This is a genomic window from Rhodococcus ruber NBRC 15591, from assembly GCF_001894945.1.
Lineage (GTDB): Bacteria > Actinomycetota > Actinomycetes > Mycobacteriales > Mycobacteriaceae > Rhodococcus > Rhodococcus ruber.
The window spans coordinates 31,847-47,439 of record NZ_BCXE01000020.1; the positions used below are offsets into that span (position 1 = coordinate 31,847).

Below are 15,593 nucleotides of genomic sequence, written 5' to 3' on the forward strand. Positions count from 1 at the left end.
TCCCGCGCCGACCGCCGGACAGGGGTTGCTGTGACGAAGGAGACACCCGACCTTGAACAAGCACACACTCGCCAGGACCGTGCTGGCGCTCACGGCCTCTGTCGCGTTGCTCTCGGCCTGTGCCGGCGAACGCGGCGCCGACCCGTCGGGCGGGGCCGGCACCGGCGGCACCGGAGCCGCCGCGGCCGACACCCTCGCGGTGGACAAGTTCGGCACCCTGGACTCGCCGTGCGGCGAAGGCGACGCCACGGGTGCCACCGACCAGGGCGTGACCGACACCGAGATCAGGATCGGCTACGGCGACGACCGCGGCTACGCCAAGAGCCCCGGCCTGAACAAGGAGATGTCCGACGCCGTCTCCGCGATGATCGACTGGTGCAACGCCCAGGGCGGCATCAACGGGCGCACCATCGTCGGCACCGACTACGACGCCGCGATGACCCAGGCCAACTCGGTCATGCAGGATGCGTGCCGCTCCGAGTTCATGATGGTCGGTCACGGCTTCGCGATGGACCAGACCGCCGAGCAGACCCGCGTGGCCTGCAACCTCGCGGCGGTGCCCGGGTTCACCGTGTCCCCGGAAGCGGCCAACGGCCCGATGACCTACCAGGGCGTGCCGTTCCCCGTGGACTACGCCAACGGCTCGGCCTGGTTCCAGCTGGCACAGCTGCGGCCGGACCTGAAGGACAAGTTCGACCTCGTCGGCAGCACGATGCCGACGATCGTCACGTCCCTGACGAAGGTGCGCTCGATCGCCGAGGCCGCGGGGTTCGAGCTGAAGAACTGCGGCGTCACCATCAACTACGACGGCGAGGCCAGCTACGTCCCGTTCGCCGAGAAGTTCAAGGAGTGCGGCGTCGAAGGCCTGTGGACCTCCCGGTCGCCCGTGCCGAACGAACTGAACTTCTTCAAGGCACTCGGACAGGTCGGCATCGATCCCGTCCTGATGGGTGAGGCCACCTGGTACGGCGAGACCGTCAAGGAGGCCAACGCCGGGGGTCTGCTCGACAACCTGTACGCGGGCATGGGCTTCCAGATGCTCGAGAACGCCGACAAGGTGCCGGCCGTCCAGCAGTACGTCGACCTCGTCGAGGAGCAGGGCGGCAAGACCGCGTTGCTGGGCATGCAGGCCACCTCGTCGTTCCTGCTGTGGGCCACCGCGGCGAAGGAGTGCGGGTCGGACCTGACCCGGCAGTGCATGATCGACGAGCTCTCGCAGATCCACGAGTGGGACGGCGGCGGTCTGCACGCCGTCACCGATCCCGGCGCCAACATGCCCGCCAAGTGCGGCCTGATGGTCTCGCTGAAGGGCGACGCGTACGCGCAGGCATTCCCGCAGTCCTCCGGGGAGTTCGAATGCAGCGACGAGTACCTCGTCGCCACCGCACCCGAGACGTGGGGCACCGAACTCGGTCCCGACCGGATCGCCACCAAGTTCATGAACCCGAACGTGCTCGCGCCGCAGGACTGACCGGCCTGCACCGACCGGCGGGGCGGTGCCCGCGCGGCACCGCCCCGCCTCCACACGACCGGTTCTCTACCGACAGGGCTTCACCATGAACACATTCGTGACGTTCACGATCCTGGGCCTCGTGCTCGGGTCCGTGTACGCGATCGCGGCCTCCGGGCTCGTTCTGACCTACAACACCTCCGGAATCTTCAACTTCGCGCACGGCGCCCAGGCGATGCTCGGCGCGTTCCTCTACTGGCAGCTCACGGCCGGCTGGGGGCTGCCCGTCCCGCTGGCCCTGCTGGTGGTGCTGTTCCTCGCGGGGCCGCTCATGGGCCTGGCGCTGTACGTGGTGATCATGCGGGGCCTGCGGGACACCGCCGAGGTCACCAAGATCGTCGTGACCGTCTCGATCATGCTGGGGATGCTGTTCCTGTCCCAGTGGTTCTGGCATCCCGAGAAGCCCCGCTCGCTGGGCATGTTCTTCGGCGACGACACGGGAATCCGGGTGCTCGGCGCGTTCGTCCGCGTCCACGAGATCCTGTGCGTGCTCGCGGCCGTCGGGATCGCGGTGGGATTGCGCATGCTCTTCCAGCGCACCCGGACCGGCGCCACGATGCGCGGCGTCGTCGACGATCCCGACCTGCTGCGTCTCAACGGGCACAACCCCGAACGGATCGCGGCGTTCTCCTGGGCGCTCGGCTCCACGCTCGCCGTCCTCGCCGGCGTGCTGATCACCCCGATCAGCGGCGGCAGCCTCGAGGCCAACATGCTCACCCTGCTCGTCATCGACGCGTTCGCGGCCGCCATGTTCGGCCGGCTCAGCTCGATCCCGCGCACCTTCGTCGGTGCCGTCGTCCTCGGCCTCGCCGGCGCCTACCTGATCGGCTACGCCCCCTCCTCGTGGGCGTGGACGTCGAATCTGCGTGTCTCGCTGCCCATGGTGGCGTTGTTCGTGGTGCTGATCGTGCTGCCCCAGGACCGGCTGCGCGGCGCCGCGATGCGCACCCGCGAGCGCTACCACGTGCCGAGCGTCCGCAAGGCCGTGGTGTGGGCGGTCGCTCTCGTGGCCATCGTCTACCTCATCCGCCTGCTCATGGTGGAATCCGCGATCACCACCTTCACCCTCGGCATGACCTTCGCGATCGTCGCGCTGTCGCTGACCCTGCTCACCGGGTACGCGGGGGAGATGAACCTCGCCCCGCTGTCGTTCGGGGCGATCGCCACGATCGTCGTGTTCCACTTCGGGATCACCGGCACCGGACTCGACCAGCGGCTGACCGTGTGGGGTGTGCTGCTCGCCGTGGTCGTCACCGCGCTCGTCGGCGGGCTCGTCGCGCTCCCGGCGCTACGCCTGCGCGGCCTGTACCTCGCGCTCGCCACCATGGCCTTCGGCGTGTTCGTCTCCAACATGGTGCTGCGCGACACCACCGAACACGAACTGTTCGGCGTCGAGTTCTCGATCTTCACGGGCGGTTCGCTCGTGATCCCGCCGCTGCGGATCGGCCCGCTCGACCTGCAGGACGAGACGACGTTCCTCATGACGGCGACGGTGCTGTTCGCGCTGCTCGGTGTCGGGGTCGTCGCCCTGCGCAACAGGGGCTACGGACGTCGCCTGGCGGCCATGAAGGACAGCCCCGCCGCATCGGCCATGCTCGGGCAGAACCTGATCACCCTCAAGCTGAGCGTGTTCATGCTCTCGGCCGCCATCGCCGGACTCGGCGGTGTGCTGATGTCGAGCGCCACCGGTGCCGTCGCGGGCGAGAACTTCAACATCATCGTGAGCCTGACCCTGCTCATGCTCACCGTCGTCGCGGGCATCGGGTACGTCAGCGGCGCACTGTTCGGCGGTGTCATGGCCGGCGTGGGCTTCGCGGTCATCATGGTCTCGTTCAACAACCTCGCCAAGACGCAGCCCGAACTCGAGGGCCTGTACCTGCTGCTGGGCAACATCGCCGCCGTCAGCCCCGCGCTGATCGGTATCGGGGTGGGTCACAATCCGTCCGGCAGCGTGCACCAGATGGTCGAGGGTTACCGCCGTCTGCTCTCCGCCCGGCCGGTGCTGTACGGCGGCGGCGCGGCGATCGCGCTGCTCTACGTCCTGGCCCTGACGGGCGTCCTGGGCAACTGGTGGTTCGCGGCCCTGACCATCACGATCGTGTTCCTGCTGCCCGTCGTCGGCGAGTGGCTCATGCCCGGTGCGGTGCTCGGCGCCGACGAAATGGAACGGCGCCGCACCACCCCGCCCGAACTCGTCGGTCTCGACGAGCCGTACACGGCCGAGGGGCGCTACCGCCTCGACCGGGAACTGGGCCTGCCCGCGGCACGGCCCACCCCGGCGGCGCCCGAATCGTCCGCGAGCGTCGCGAAGGAGCTGAGCGCGCATGTCTGACACCCTGCTCGAGACCCGGGGCATCACGGTCCGGTTCGGCGGGCACACCGCCGTCGACGACGTGAGCCTCACCGTCGCCGCGGGCACCGTGACGGGGCTGATCGGCCCCAACGGTGCCGGCAAGACCACCCTGTTCAACACCGTCACCGGACTGCAGAAGCCGACCGCCGGGCAGGTGCTGCTCGACGGCGTCGACCTCACCCGCGCCGCGCCCTACAAGCGCGCCCGGCGCGGACTGGCCCGCACCTTCCAGCGGCTCGAGCTGTTCCTGTCGCTGTCGGTGCGCGACAACCTCCGGGTCGCCGGCGACATGCACCGCACCGCGACCCGTGCGCGGCACGACATCGACGCCGAGACCGACCGGCTGCTCGACCTGACCGGACTCACGGACGTCGCGGACATGGACGTCTCCGACATTCCCACCGGCCGCGCCCGCGTCGTCGAGGTCGCGCGGGCGCTGATGACCCGGCCGCGGGTGCTGCTGCTCGACGAACCGGCGTCCGGACAGACGGAACAGGAGACCGACGACTTCGCGGACCTGCTGTGTCGGCTCGCGGACGACGGCCTCGGGATCTGCCTCGTCGAGCACGACCTGCCGCTGGTGATGCGGGTGTGCTCGCGCATCCACGTCCTCGACTACGGCGCGCTCATCGCCTCGGGCAGCCCCGAGCAGATCCGCAACGACCCCGCGGTGATCGCCGCGTACATCGGAACCGAGGAGGTGGCATGAACGCCCCCGTCACCGATCTCGTCGACGTCTCCGGCGACGAACCGACCCCGTTGCTCGAACTCGTCGACGTGCGGGCGAGCTACGGACCCATCGAAGTGCTGCACGGGGTGAGCCTGACGCTGCAGCCGGGCTCGGTGGTCGCCCTGCTCGGGCCGAACGGCGGCGGCAAGACCACGACGCTTCGGGTGTGCTCGGGCGTACTGCCCGTCGAGCACGGCGAACTGCGCGTCGCCGGCCGCGTCGTCAACGGTGTCGACGCCGCCGCGCTCGCCCGGCTCGGCGTCTGCACCATCCCGGAGGGGCGGGGGATCTTCCCCAACCTCACCGTCCGGGAGAACCTGTGGGTCGCCACCGGCACCGGCGTGTCGCTCGAGGATCTCGAGACCGTCGCCTACGAGCGCTTCCCGATCCTCGGGAAGCGACGCGGCCAGCTCGCGGGTTCGATGTCGGGCGGCGAGCAGCAGATGCTCGCCCTGTCCCGCGCCCTGGGCACCGATCCCACCGTGCTGCTGCTCGACGAACTGTCCATGGGGCTCGCCCCCCGGATCGTCACCGAGATGTACGACATCGTCGGCCGGCTCGTCGAGGACGGGTTGTCGATCCTCGTCGCCGAGCAGTTCGCGCGGGCGGTGCTGCCCATCGCGACGTCGGCCGCGCTGATGTTGCAGGGCCGCGTCGTGCGGATCGGTGAGCCCGCCGACATCGAGAACGAACTTTCGACCAGTTATCTAGGAGGATGACCATGACCGCACTCACCGAGGAGCGGCGCGCCAAGTTCCGGAAGGACGCGGCGGAGCTGAAGCTCGACACCGGATCCGCGAAGGGGGACGGACCCGCACGAATCGGCGGGCTCGTGCTGATGATCGGCGGTGCCGTCGCCGCGTTCGTCGTCTACTTCGCCTCGCTCACCCAGGCGGACCTGCGCAACATCGCGTCGTACCAGATCCTCGCCACGGCGTTGCTCATCGTCGCGATCCTCGGCGCCGCGCTGTACGTCGCCGGCGCGATCGCCCGGGTGCTGAGGCTGTGGCTGCTGCGTCAGCTCTACGAGTCGCAGGCCCACACCGAGCAGATCGCGGCCGCCCTCGAGACCCGCCGCTGACGCGGCCGGTGTGTCCTTTGGGCTGCCAGGGCAGCCCAAAGGGCACACCGCTCAGCGGGTGTCGCGGCGCAGGGGGTGATCGGCCGGGATCTGCACGAGCACGATCGGGATGCCGTCCGGATCTGCGATCCACAGTTCGTGCAGTCCCCACGGCTCCTGCCGGGCCTCCCGCACGATGGGGACGCCCTTCGTCACCAACTCGGCCTCCGCGTCGTAGACGTCGCGCACCTGCAGCCACAGTGCGCCCTCGAAGTGCTGCGGCCGGGCGCTGCCGCCGTGCGCGGCCACCTCGAGGAGCGACTGACCGGCGAAGAACACCGTTCCGCCGGGATACTCGCGGTAGATCGCCAGACCCAGGACTTCGCCGTAGAACCTCAGGGCGACGTCGTAGTCCGACGGCCGCAGGATCGTCCGGCCGGCGAGAATCTCCATCTCACCCGTCCTCGACCGGTCTGGCCTCGTGCCCGCGTCGCCCGTGGGTGCGGCGGTCCTCCTTCATCTCGGCCTCGAACAGATGCCGGCGGCCGGCGACCAGCTCGTCGCGCACCTGCCGGTCGAGCTCACGGAACTCCGTCCAGTAGCCGTCGTCGAAGTCCTCCACGATCTGGAAGGTCCACCGCCCCTCGACAACGTTGCGTCCGACCATCTCCGTCCGGACCCGGTCGGCGAGCTCGCGGTGACCGGCTTCGGCGAGCTTGTCGACGGCGTCGCCGAGCAGCAGGTCGGCGCGGCCCATCAGCTGGTGGAAGGCGTACAGGTTGCCGCGGGCCTGCTCGACCGTCTCGAGCGCCTCGGAGAGTTTGCCGGCGGCCGCGACCGTCTCGTCGGAGACGCCGGCGGGGCGGATGTGGTCGGGGGGTGGTTGCTCGCGATCCGTCATGGTCAGGAGTGTGCCCGATTCGGACCGTTTCAATCGGGACGTTCTCGCGACGAGCGGGAGGTTGGCGTGCACTGCACCCGGACGACGAGGCGACAACCTCCCGCTAACCTCCCGCTCCGCGCGGGCAACTCCCGCTCAGTAGTGCCAGGGGTAGGGCGACCAGTCGGGTTCGCGTTTCTGCAGGAACGCGTCGCGGCCCTCGACCGCCTCGTCGGTCATGTACGCCAGCCGAGTGGCTTCGCCCGCGAACAGCTGCTGGCCGACGAGCCCGTCGTCCGGCAGGTTGAACGCGTACTTGAGCATGCGCTGGGCCTGCGGGGACTTGCCGTTGATCTTCGCGGCCCATTCGAGCGCGACGTTCTCGAGCTCGGCGTGGTCGACGACGCGGTTGACCGCGCCCATGTGGTGCATCTCCTCCGCCGTGTAGGTCTCGCCGAGGAAGAAGATCTCGCGGGCGAACTTCTGCCCCACCATCTTCGCGAGGTACGCGCTGCCGTAGCCGCCGTCGAAGCTGCCCACGTCGGCGTCGGTCTGCTTGAACCGGGCGTGTTCCCGGGACGCGAGCGTCAGGTCGCACGTGACGTGCAGACTGTGCCCACCGCCGGCGGCCCAGCCGTTGACGAGGGCGATCACGACCTTCGGCATGAACCGGATCAGCCGCTGCACCTCGAGGATGTGCAGCCGGCCCGCCCGGGCCCTGTCCACGGTGTCGGCGGTCTCGCCGTTCGCGTACTGGTAGCCGCTGCGCCCACGGATCCGCTGGTCGCCGCCGGAGCAGAAGGCCCAGCCGCCGTCCTTCGGGCTGGGGCCGTTGCCGGTGAGGAGCACGGCGCCGACGTCGGACGTCATGCGGGCGTGGTCCAGCGCCCGGTACAACTCGTCGACGGTGTGCGGACGAAACGCGTTGCGCACCTCCGGCCGGTCGAACGCGACGCGGACGGTGCCCTGCGTGACGTGCCGGTGGTAGGTGATGTCGGTGAGGTTCTCGAACCCGGGTACGGGCCGCCACAGCTCGGAATGGAAAGTCACCCGTCGACCATAGAACTCCGATGCGCCACCGCGGCACCGACGTCCTGCCGGAACACCGTCCTGCCGGAACACCGTCCTGCCGGAGCACCGTCCTGCCGGAACACCGTCCTGCCGGAGCACCGTCGTGCTGGAACGCGTTACCGTGCAGGCATGAGCGAGCAGACGGACAGCACGGTGGACGCCGAGTACGAACATCACGGCGGGTTCCCGGTGTACACGCCCGTGAAGGCCGGACCGAACTTCGGCCGCCTCGTCGAGGCCCTGCGGCGGCTGCAGGATCTCGCCGTCTCCACCCACCTCCCCGACGACGTCGTCGACCGCGCCATCGAGCAGGCCGAGGCGCTCGGGGACCTGCTCGAGCCGCACGTCGTGCCCGAAGGCCGGTCTCCGGCCGGCTTCAACGTCGACCTGCCCGGCCGCGGCAGCCTGCTGATGCTGCCGTGGATGCTCGAGAAGTTCGATGCCGAGTCGGTTCGCTCGCGGGGCACGTTCCGGGTCTATCACCGCGGCGGCAACAGCGCGGCGCACGGCGGAACCCTGCCACTGCTGTTCGACGACCTGTTCGGGATGGTCGTCCACGCGGCCGGTCATCCCATCGCCCGCACCGCCTACCTGCACGTGAACTACCGCAAGATCACTCCGCTCGAGACCGAACTCGTCGTCGAGGGCCGGGTCGACCGGGTCGACGGGCGCAAGTTGTTCTGCTCGGCCGAGCTGCGCGACGTCGACGGCACGCTGCTCGCCGACTGCGAGGCCCTGATGGTCCAGTTGCGGCCCGGCCAGCCGTGACCGCCGCGGCCCTGCCGCCCCTCGACGAGATCCTCGATGCCGCCGTCGTGGTGTCGCTGCCCATGCGGGTGCGGTTCCGCGGCATCACCGCACGTGAGCTCGTGCTCGTGCGAGGTCCCGCCGGCTGGGGAGAATTCGGGCCGTTCCCCGAGTACGCCGACGAGGAGGCCGCCCACTGGCTGCGTTCGGCCCTCGAATCCGCGTGGCTCGGGCCTCCGGCTCCCCGCCGGGACACCGTCCCCGTCAACGCCACCGTCCCGGCCGTCGGCCCCGGCGACGTACCGCAGATCCTGGCCCGGTTTCCCGGAGCCCGCACCGCGAAGGTCAAGGTCGCCGAACGTGGACAGGACCTCGCGCAGGACGTCGCACGGGTGCGGGCCGTGCGCGAGCTGGTGCCGAACGTCCGCGTCGACGCGAACGGCGGGTGGAGTGTGGAGGAGGCCGTCGTGGCGCTCGGGGAACTCGTCGCCGACGGCCCGCTCGAGTACGCCGAGCAACCCTGCGCGACCGTGCCCGAACTGGTCGAGGTGCGTCGCCGCATGCCCGACGTGCCGATCGCGGCGGACGAGAGCATCCGGCGCGCCGAAGACCCCCTGAAAGTGGTCCGGGCCGGCGGCGCCGACGTGGCGGTGGTCAAGGTGGCCCCGCTCGGCGGGATGCGACGGCTGCTGACACTGGCCGACGAGCTGGCCGGGCACGGCGTGCCGGTGGTGGTGTCGAGCGCACTCGACTCGGCCGTCGGAATGGGGGCCGGACTGGCCGCCGCGGCCGCGCTGCCCGCGCTGCCCTACGCGTGCGGACTGGGCACGGGCGGGTTCTTCACCGCCGACGTGGCAGCGCCACGGACGATGGCCGACGGGCAGCTCCCGGTGGGACAGGTGACGCCGGATCCGGCGCTCCTCGACACGGTGCGAGCCGACCCCGAACGGACGCGCTGGTGGTTCGACCGGGTGCGGCGGTGCCGCGCCGCGCTCGACTAGGTGCGGCTCGGGTCGTCGTATATCGTTCCGGGCGTTCGTACTCACGAGTCACATTACGGAGGCAGTGGAAGTGGTTGCAGCTCTGGATGATGCCCTGCTCGGCGCCGACAAGGTCCCGGCGGTCGTCGCCGACGTCGAGACGCTGATCGACGCCGAGGTGGCGGACAAGAAGGGCGCGTCGGGTCTCGCGCTCAAGGCCGGTTACGCGGCGGTGACGAAGCTCGGCCCGTCGATCGTGCCCAGCGCCGTCGAGGGCCTGCTGCCGGAGTTCGTCGCCAAGATCCAGCCGTTCTGGCAGGACTACGCCGGCAACGGTGACTTCGCCGACTACCTCACCGCGCGCGGCGAGACCGTGGCGGACTCGCTGCTCGGGGTGACGGACGCGCGCATCGCGGCCTCGTCGCGCACGGCGATCAAGAAGGTCTACGACAAGCTGCGTCCGTCGGCGCAGAAGCACGTCGTCGAGGCCCTGCCCCGCGTGGGCGCGCTGGTGCAGAAGCACGCCGGCTGAGACGTCGACGGCGCCCTTCCGGTCCCCGCACACAGGGCCGGAAGGGCGCCGCCTCAGTACGCGGCGGCCCCGTACTTCCAGTACCCGCTGAACGTCACGGCCGACTTCTCGAGGCCCCGCTCCCGCACGAGGTGACGGCGCATCGCCGTCACCAACCCGGACTCTCCCACGACGAATCCGTAGCCCGGCCCGTCCGGCAGCTCCGCGGCGCGCACCGCGTCGAGCACCTGCGCTCCGGGCCGCACATCCGTCCGGGTCACCGGATGCACACGGGTCCGCGGTCCCGTCACCAGGTTCTGCGCCGCGACGTCCTCGAGGTGGGAAACCTCGACGAACACCTCCGTGACCGTCGCGTCGTTCCGCTCGGCCGACGAGGCGAGGATCCCGGCGATCGCCGGCAGCGCACTCTCGTCGCCCACGACGATCTGCCAAGTCGCCCCGGCCGGGCGGTGGAACATGATGCCCTCGTCGAGCAGCGCGAGCGCCGCACCCGGTTCCGCTGTCCGCGCCCACGCCGACGCCGGTCCGGTGTCGCCGTGGGTCGCGACGTCCACGACGAGTTCCGCTCCGGGCCCGTAGCGGCCGCAGCCCGCCTCCCGGTAGTCGCGCACCGTGTAGTTGCGCAGGATCGGACGCATCTGTTCCGGCATCGCCTGCATCTGCGGCCACCAGCTGTGGTCGGCGGCTCCCGGCAGGGTCGGCGCGTGCCGGCCGGGACCGGGCAGGAACATCCGGAACCACTGGTCGAACCCCATCGGCGCGAACCGGGCGAGTCCGTCGCCGCCGACGGTCACGCGCACGAAGCTCGCCCCGAGTGGTTCGGCCGCGAGGACGTGGGCGGTGACGATCTCGCGGGTGGCGGGCGGCGTCCGGGTCGTGGTGCGCGCAGCCATACAGAACCTCCGTCCCGAGACGCCGGGCGTCGTCGGCGACACTCGGTCGACGATAAAATCAGCGGAGGCTAACCTATCATTCGGGTCGATCGAGGTGGCGCACCCGCGGTGTCAGACCCCACTCGTTCCGCCCCAGCCGGCTCGCCGGTGCCAGAGCCGCCACGTCCGGCAGCCCGTCCTCGGCCAGTACGTCGGCCCGGACCGACACGGCCACCACGTCGCCCATCACCACGAAGCAGTCCCCGACCTCGATCACCCGGTGCAGAGTGCACTCGATCGCCGCCGGCGATTCCGCGACCCGGGGTGGATGCACCCGCTCGCTGCGCTCGGGCCGCAGGCCCACGGTCGCGAACTCGTCCACGTCGTGCGCGAACCCCGCCGACGTCGCGTTCACCCGTTCCATCAGCGGCACGGTCGCGACGTTGATCACGAACTCGCCGGTCTCCTCGATGTTGCGGACGCTGTCCTTGCGCCCCACCGAGGTGAACTGCACCACCGGCGGGTCCACGGCGGCGACGGTGAAGAAGCTGTACGGCGCGACGTTGGGCACACCGTCTGCGGACACCGTCGACACCCACGCGATCGGCCGCGGCACGATCGTGGCGGTCATCAGTCGGTAGAAGCGGCCGGTGCCCAGCTCGCCGGGATCGAAGACGGTGCGCATCGGCCCATTGTCGCTGTGACCCGCGTCCCGCGCCGCCCGGGGGACCGGGGCGCGCCGCCCGGGGGACCGGGGCGCGCCGCCCGCCCCGCACTACTCTGGGTTCCGTGAACCCGTCCACCGCCCAGGCCACCGCCGTCGTCGACGAACTCGCCCGAGGGGGCGTCCGCGACGTGGTGCTGTGCCCCGGCTCCCGCAACGCACCGCTCGCCTTCGCGCTGCAGGCCGCCGACAATGCGGGCCGGTTGCGGCTGCACATGCGCATCGACGAGCGCACCGCCGGATTCCTCGCGATCGGCCTGTCGGTTGCCTCCGGCCGTCCGGTGCCCGTCGTGATGACCTCCGGCACCGCTGTCGCCAACCTCGCGCCGGCCGTGCTCGAAGCCAACTACGCCCGGGTGCCGCTCGTGGTGCTCAGCGCCAACCGGCCCTACGAGCTGCTCGGCACCGGCGCCAACCAGACCGTCGAACAGCTCGGCATGTTCGGCACCCAGGTCCGCGCCACCATCAGCCTCGGCCTGGCCGAAGGGATCGAGCAGAACAGCCAGTGGCGCTCCGCGGTCAGCCGCGTCCTCGCCGCCGCCCGCGGCACCCGCTCCGGCAACGCCGGTCCGGTCCACTTCGACATCCCGCTGCGCGAGCCGCTCGTCCCGGACGTGCACGCCCAGGGCCCGGGACCCGAGGGCCGCCCCGACGGCAGCGCCTGGACCACCACCGTGCACGCCACCCTCGACGTGCCGATGGACCTCGACATCACCGCCGACACCGTGGTGATCTCCGGGCACGGCTCCGCCTACCGGCCCGAACTGTCGGCACTGCCGACCGTGGCCGAACCCACCGCGCCGCTCCACGGTGTCCCGCTCCATCCGATGGCGCTGCCGCATCTGAAGCCGCGGCAGGCGATCATCACCGGCCGGCCCACGCTGCACCGGCCGGTCTCCAAGCTGCTCGCCGATCCGTCGGTGGCGGTGTACGCCCTCACCACCGGACCGCGCTGGCCCGACGTGTCCGGCAACGTCCTCGCCACCGGCACCCGCGCCGTCGTCACCGGCCGGCCCGATCCGGCCTGGCTGGAACGCTGCCGGAACCTGTCCGCCCACACCGACAAGGCCGTGCGCGCCCAGCTCGACGCCCATCCGAAGCCGACCGGCCTGCACGTCGCGGCGACGGTCACCGACGCGCTGCGGGAAGGGGACCAGCTGCTGCTCGGGGCCTCCAACCCGGTGCGCGACGCGGCGCTGGTGAGCTACCCGCGCGACGGGGTGCGCGTGCTCTCCAACCGGGGTGTCGCGGGCATCGACGGCACCGTCTCGACCGCCGTCGGCGCCGCCCTGGCCTACCCGCAGGGCCGCACCGTCGCCCTGATGGGCGACCTGACGTTCCTGCACGACGCGTCGGGGCTGCTGATCGGCACCGCCGAACCGCGACCGCAGAACCTGACCGTCGTCGTCGCCAACGACGACGGCGGCGGCATCTTCGAGCTGCTCGAGCAGGGCGACCCGCAGTACGCCGGCGTCTTCGAGCGGGTGTTCGGCACCCCGCACGGCATGGACCTCGCCGCGCTGTGTGCCGCGTACCGGGTACCGCACGAGCGGGTGGACCTTCCCGCACTGACCGCCGCGCTGGCCGACCGGGCCGAGCTCCCCGGCGGCATCCGGGTGCTCGAGGTGATCACCGACCGTTCCGGCCTGCGGGAACTGCACGCGGCCGTGCGCGCCCAGCTGTGACGGACGCATGAGCGGAATCGACAGGGCACGCCGGGCGGTGCTCGGCGTCGCGATCGGCATCTCGGTGCTCGCCGTGATCCTGGTCCTCGCGGCGTGGCGCAACGACCATCTGATCGCCTCCGACATGGGCACCGCCACGGCAGAGGTGCTTTCCGCCGGGTCGCTGCGCTCGGCGATCAGCTTCGTCACCCCCGACGGTGTCACCCACAATCCCGAGCTCGGTGTGCTGTATCCGACGGGACTCACGGCCGGGCAGCGGATCGCCGTCGAATACGCCCGCAGCGACCCCGACCTCGTGCGGGTCACCGGCCGCGACGCCCGGGTCGCCCTCGTGCCCGCCGCCTCGCTGATCGTGGTGACATGGCTGGTCGCGGCCCCCGTGCTCACGTATCTCCGGCGGCGCAGCGAGGCGCGCGCGTAGCGGTGCAGCCGGGAGGATTCGCCGGAACTTCGCCCGGCGGACACCTCGACCACCCCGCCCGGACCGCCGCCACGGCGATGCTGGGCCGGTGCGAGTAGCCATCGTCGCGGAATCCTTCCTCCCGAACGTCAACGGCGTCACCAACTCGGTGTTGCGCGTGCTCGAGCACCTCGACCGCCACGGCCACGAGGCCCTGGTCGTCGCTCCCGACACCGTCGCCGGTCTGCCGCCGGCGCCCGCCCATCACGACGGCATCCCGGTGCATCGGGTGCCGGCGGTGCACGTGCCGAAGGTCAGCTCCCTGCCCGTGGGGCTGCCACAGCCCGCGCTCACCGGCATCCTGCGCGGATTCGCACCCGACGTCGTGCACCTGGCGTCGCCGTTCCTGCTCGGTGCCGGCGGCCTCGGCGCGGCCCGCAGGCTCGACCTGCCCACCGTCGCGGTCTACCAGACCGACGTCGCCGGATTCGCGTCCAGCTACGGTCTCGGCCTCGCGGCCCGGGCCGCCTGGCAGTGGACACGCCGGATCCACCGGGCCTGTGACCGCACGCTCGCGCCGTCGACGGCCGCCGCCGCGGACCTCGCCGCGCACGGCATCCCCCGGGTGCACCGCTGGGCGCGGGGCGTCGACACCGCACGCTTCACCCCGGCCCGGCGCAGCGACGCGCTGCGCCGGGCCTGGTCGCCGGACGGCCGGCTCGTGGTGGGTTTCGTGGGCCGGCTCGCCCCGGAGAAGCACGTCGACCGTCTCGCGGTCCTGTCGGCCGACCCCCGCTACCGGCTCGTCGTCGTCGGGGACGGCCCCGAACGCGCCCGGCTCGAGACGGCCCTGCCCGGGGCGGTGTTCACCGGCCACCTCGGCGGTGACGCCCTGGCCGACGCCTACGCGAGCCTCGACGTGTTCGTCCATCCGGGCGAGCACGAGACGTTCTGCCAGGCCGTGCAGGAGGCGCTCGCCAGCGGCGTCCCCGCGATCGCGCCCGACGCGGGCGGCCCACGCGATCTCGTCGCGCACTGCCGCAACGGCTATCGGCTGCCGGTCGACGGCTTCACCGACCTGCTGCCGGGCGCGGTCGGCGCACTCGCCGACCCGGTGCTGCGCGCCCGGTTCGGCGCGGCCGCGCGGCGCGGTGTGCTCGGCCGCACCTGGCCCGCGGTGTGCCACGAACTGCTCGGGCACTACGAGCAGGTCTGCTCGGTCCGGCCGGGCACGCTGCGGCGCAGCGCGTAGCGGTAACGTCGGCACAGCGCGTAGCGGTAACGTCGGCACAGCGCGTAGCGGTAACGTCGGCACAGCGCGTAGCGGTAACGTTTCGACCGTGGCAACTACTCACGGGTCGCGGGCCTCGCTCGCGAAGGATCCGCGCGAGGTCGCGTCGATGTTCGACGGCGTCGCCCAGCGATACGACATCACCAACACCGTGCTCTCCTTCGGGCAGGACCGCAGCTGGCGACGAGCCACCCGGGCGGCGCTGGACCTGCGGCCGGGGGAGCGCGTCCTCGATCTGGCCGCCGGCACCGGGGTGTCGACGGTGGAACTCGGCCGGTCCGGTGCGTGGGTGGTGGCCACCGACTTCTCCACGGGAATGCTGCAGGCGGGCGCGTTCCGGCAGGTGCCGATGGTCGCGGGCGACGCGATGCGCCTGCCCTTCGCCGACGCGGTCTTCGACGCCGCCACCATCTCCTTCGGGCTGCGCAACGTCTCCGACTTCGAGGCCGGGCTCCGCGAGATCGCGCGGGTGACCAAACCCGGCGGCCGCCTCGTGGTGTGCGAGTTCGCCACACCCGTCTCGGCTCCGCTGCGCGTGCTCTACCTCGAGTACCTGATGCGGGCACTGCCGCGGGTCGCGCGGACCGTCAGCAGCAACCCCGACGCGTACGTCTATCTCGCCGAGTCGATCCGGGCGTGGCCCGCGCAACCCGAGCTCGCCGAGCGGATCCGGGCCGCCGGCTGGCGGTCGGTGCAGTGGCGCAACCTCACCGGCGGGATCGTGGCCCTGCACCGGGCGGTGCGCTGACCGGACGCGG

Annotated in this window: 17 protein-coding genes; 12 read left to right on the top strand and 5 right to left on the bottom strand. The window is 71.4% G+C overall.

Translation table 11 applies throughout. From position 1 onward, the window contains the following. Positions 1 to 52: 52 nt before the first annotated feature. The 5 genes from RR3_RS12360 (at position 53) to RR3_RS12380 (ending at position 5,674) form a co-directional block, all read left to right on the top strand. Positions 53 to 1,471 carry an ABC transporter substrate-binding protein gene (locus tag RR3_RS12360; protein WP_064066032.1) on the top strand — a complete coding sequence of 473 codons (1,419 nt, stop codon included), beginning with the start codon at positions 53 to 55 and terminating at the stop codon, positions 1,469 to 1,471. A gap of 85 nt (positions 1,472 to 1,556) precedes the next feature. After that, positions 1,557 to 3,842 (top strand): branched-chain amino acid ABC transporter permease, encoded by a 2,286-nt coding sequence (locus tag RR3_RS12365; RefSeq protein ID WP_064066031.1) that lies wholly within the window; start codon positions 1,557 to 1,559, stop codon positions 3,840 to 3,842. After that, complete coding sequence (locus RR3_RS12370) at positions 3,835 to 4,572, top strand: ABC transporter ATP-binding protein (RefSeq protein ID WP_064066030.1); 738 nt, start codon at positions 3,835 to 3,837, stop codon at positions 4,570 to 4,572. The genes RR3_RS12365 and RR3_RS12370 overlap by 8 nt, the downstream gene beginning before the upstream one ends. Continuing rightward, entirely contained in the window at positions 4,569 to 5,312 is a 744-nt protein-coding gene (locus RR3_RS12375) for an ABC transporter ATP-binding protein (RefSeq protein WP_010592042.1), read from the top strand. Before RR3_RS12370 ends, RR3_RS12375 begins: the two co-directional genes overlap by 4 nt. 2 nt (positions 5,313 to 5,314) lie before the next feature. Then, positions 5,315 to 5,674: a hypothetical protein gene (locus tag RR3_RS12380; protein WP_010592041.1), complete on the top strand. Its 360-nt coding sequence runs from the start codon at positions 5,315 to 5,317 to the stop codon at positions 5,672 to 5,674. Between the two features lie 51 nt (positions 5,675 to 5,725). Here RR3_RS12380 and RR3_RS12385 read toward each other — a convergent pair whose 3' ends face one another. The 3 genes from RR3_RS12385 to RR3_RS12395 all read right to left on the bottom strand — a co-directional run bounded on the left by RR3_RS12385 (position 5,726) and on the right by RR3_RS12395 (position 7,583). Next, positions 5,726 to 6,106: a VOC family protein gene (locus RR3_RS12385; protein ID WP_010592040.1), complete on the bottom strand. Its 381-nt coding sequence runs from the start codon at positions 6,104 to 6,106 to the stop codon at positions 5,726 to 5,728. 1 nt (position 6,107) lies between these two features. After that, on the bottom strand, positions 6,108 to 6,554 hold the full coding sequence (locus RR3_RS12390) for a hypothetical protein (RefSeq protein ID WP_064066046.1): 447 nt from the start codon (positions 6,552 to 6,554) through the stop codon (positions 6,108 to 6,110). Between the two features lie 135 nt (positions 6,555 to 6,689). Further along, positions 6,690 to 7,583 (bottom strand): 1,4-dihydroxy-2-naphthoyl-CoA synthase, encoded by an 894-nt coding sequence (locus tag RR3_RS12395; RefSeq protein ID WP_064066029.1) that lies wholly within the window; start codon positions 7,581 to 7,583, stop codon positions 6,690 to 6,692. A gap of 150 nt (positions 7,584 to 7,733) precedes the next feature. On the opposite strand from RR3_RS12395, the gene RR3_RS12400 reads away from it, so the two are divergent. The 3 genes from RR3_RS12400 to RR3_RS12410 all read left to right on the top strand — a co-directional run bounded on the left by RR3_RS12400 (position 7,734) and on the right by RR3_RS12410 (position 9,863). Continuing rightward, positions 7,734 to 8,372, top strand: coding sequence for a PaaI family thioesterase (locus RR3_RS12400; protein ID WP_010592038.1), 639 nt, complete (start codon positions 7,734 to 7,736; stop codon positions 8,370 to 8,372). Further along, positions 8,369 to 9,352, top strand: coding sequence for an o-succinylbenzoate synthase (locus RR3_RS12405; protein ID WP_064066028.1), 984 nt, complete (start codon positions 8,369 to 8,371; stop codon positions 9,350 to 9,352). The genes RR3_RS12400 and RR3_RS12405 overlap by 4 nt, the downstream gene beginning before the upstream one ends. Positions 9,353 to 9,422: 70 nt before the next feature. After that, complete coding sequence (locus RR3_RS12410) at positions 9,423 to 9,863, top strand: DUF6918 family protein (protein WP_064066045.1); 441 nt, start codon at positions 9,423 to 9,425, stop codon at positions 9,861 to 9,863. Between the two features lie 53 nt (positions 9,864 to 9,916). Here the strand turns inward: RR3_RS12410 and RR3_RS12415 are convergent, their stop codons facing one another. Beyond that, positions 9,917 to 10,756: a siderophore-interacting protein gene (locus RR3_RS12415; RefSeq protein WP_064066027.1), complete on the bottom strand. Its 840-nt coding sequence runs from the start codon at positions 10,754 to 10,756 to the stop codon at positions 9,917 to 9,919. Between the two features lie 76 nt (positions 10,757 to 10,832). Then, on the bottom strand, positions 10,833 to 11,420 hold the full coding sequence (locus tag RR3_RS12420) for a flavin reductase family protein (RefSeq protein ID WP_010592034.1): 588 nt from the start codon (positions 11,418 to 11,420) through the stop codon (positions 10,833 to 10,835). Between the two features lie 104 nt (positions 11,421 to 11,524). Between RR3_RS12420 and menD the strand changes: the two genes are divergently transcribed. The 4 genes from menD to RR3_RS12440 all read left to right on the top strand — a co-directional run bounded on the left by menD (position 11,525) and on the right by RR3_RS12440 (position 15,583). Continuing rightward, positions 11,525 to 13,144, top strand: a complete 1,620-nt coding sequence (gene menD / locus RR3_RS12425; RefSeq protein WP_010592033.1) for a 2-succinyl-5-enolpyruvyl-6-hydroxy-3-cyclohexene-1-carboxylic-acid synthase — start codon at positions 11,525 to 11,527, stop codon at positions 13,142 to 13,144. A 7-nt stretch (positions 13,145 to 13,151) separates the two neighbouring features. Beyond that, positions 13,152 to 13,565, top strand: a complete 414-nt coding sequence (locus RR3_RS12430; RefSeq protein ID WP_010592032.1) for a DUF3592 domain-containing protein — start codon at positions 13,152 to 13,154, stop codon at positions 13,563 to 13,565. An 88-nt stretch (positions 13,566 to 13,653) separates the two neighbouring features. After that, complete coding sequence (locus RR3_RS12435; protein ID WP_017680024.1) at positions 13,654 to 14,796, top strand: glycosyltransferase family 4 protein; 1,143 nt, start codon at positions 13,654 to 13,656, stop codon at positions 14,794 to 14,796. 88 nt (positions 14,797 to 14,884) lie between these two features. Beyond that, on the top strand, positions 14,885 to 15,583 hold the full coding sequence (locus tag RR3_RS12440) for a demethylmenaquinone methyltransferase (RefSeq protein ID WP_026137594.1): 699 nt from the start codon (positions 14,885 to 14,887) through the stop codon (positions 15,581 to 15,583). Positions 15,584 to 15,593 lie beyond the last annotated feature (10 nt).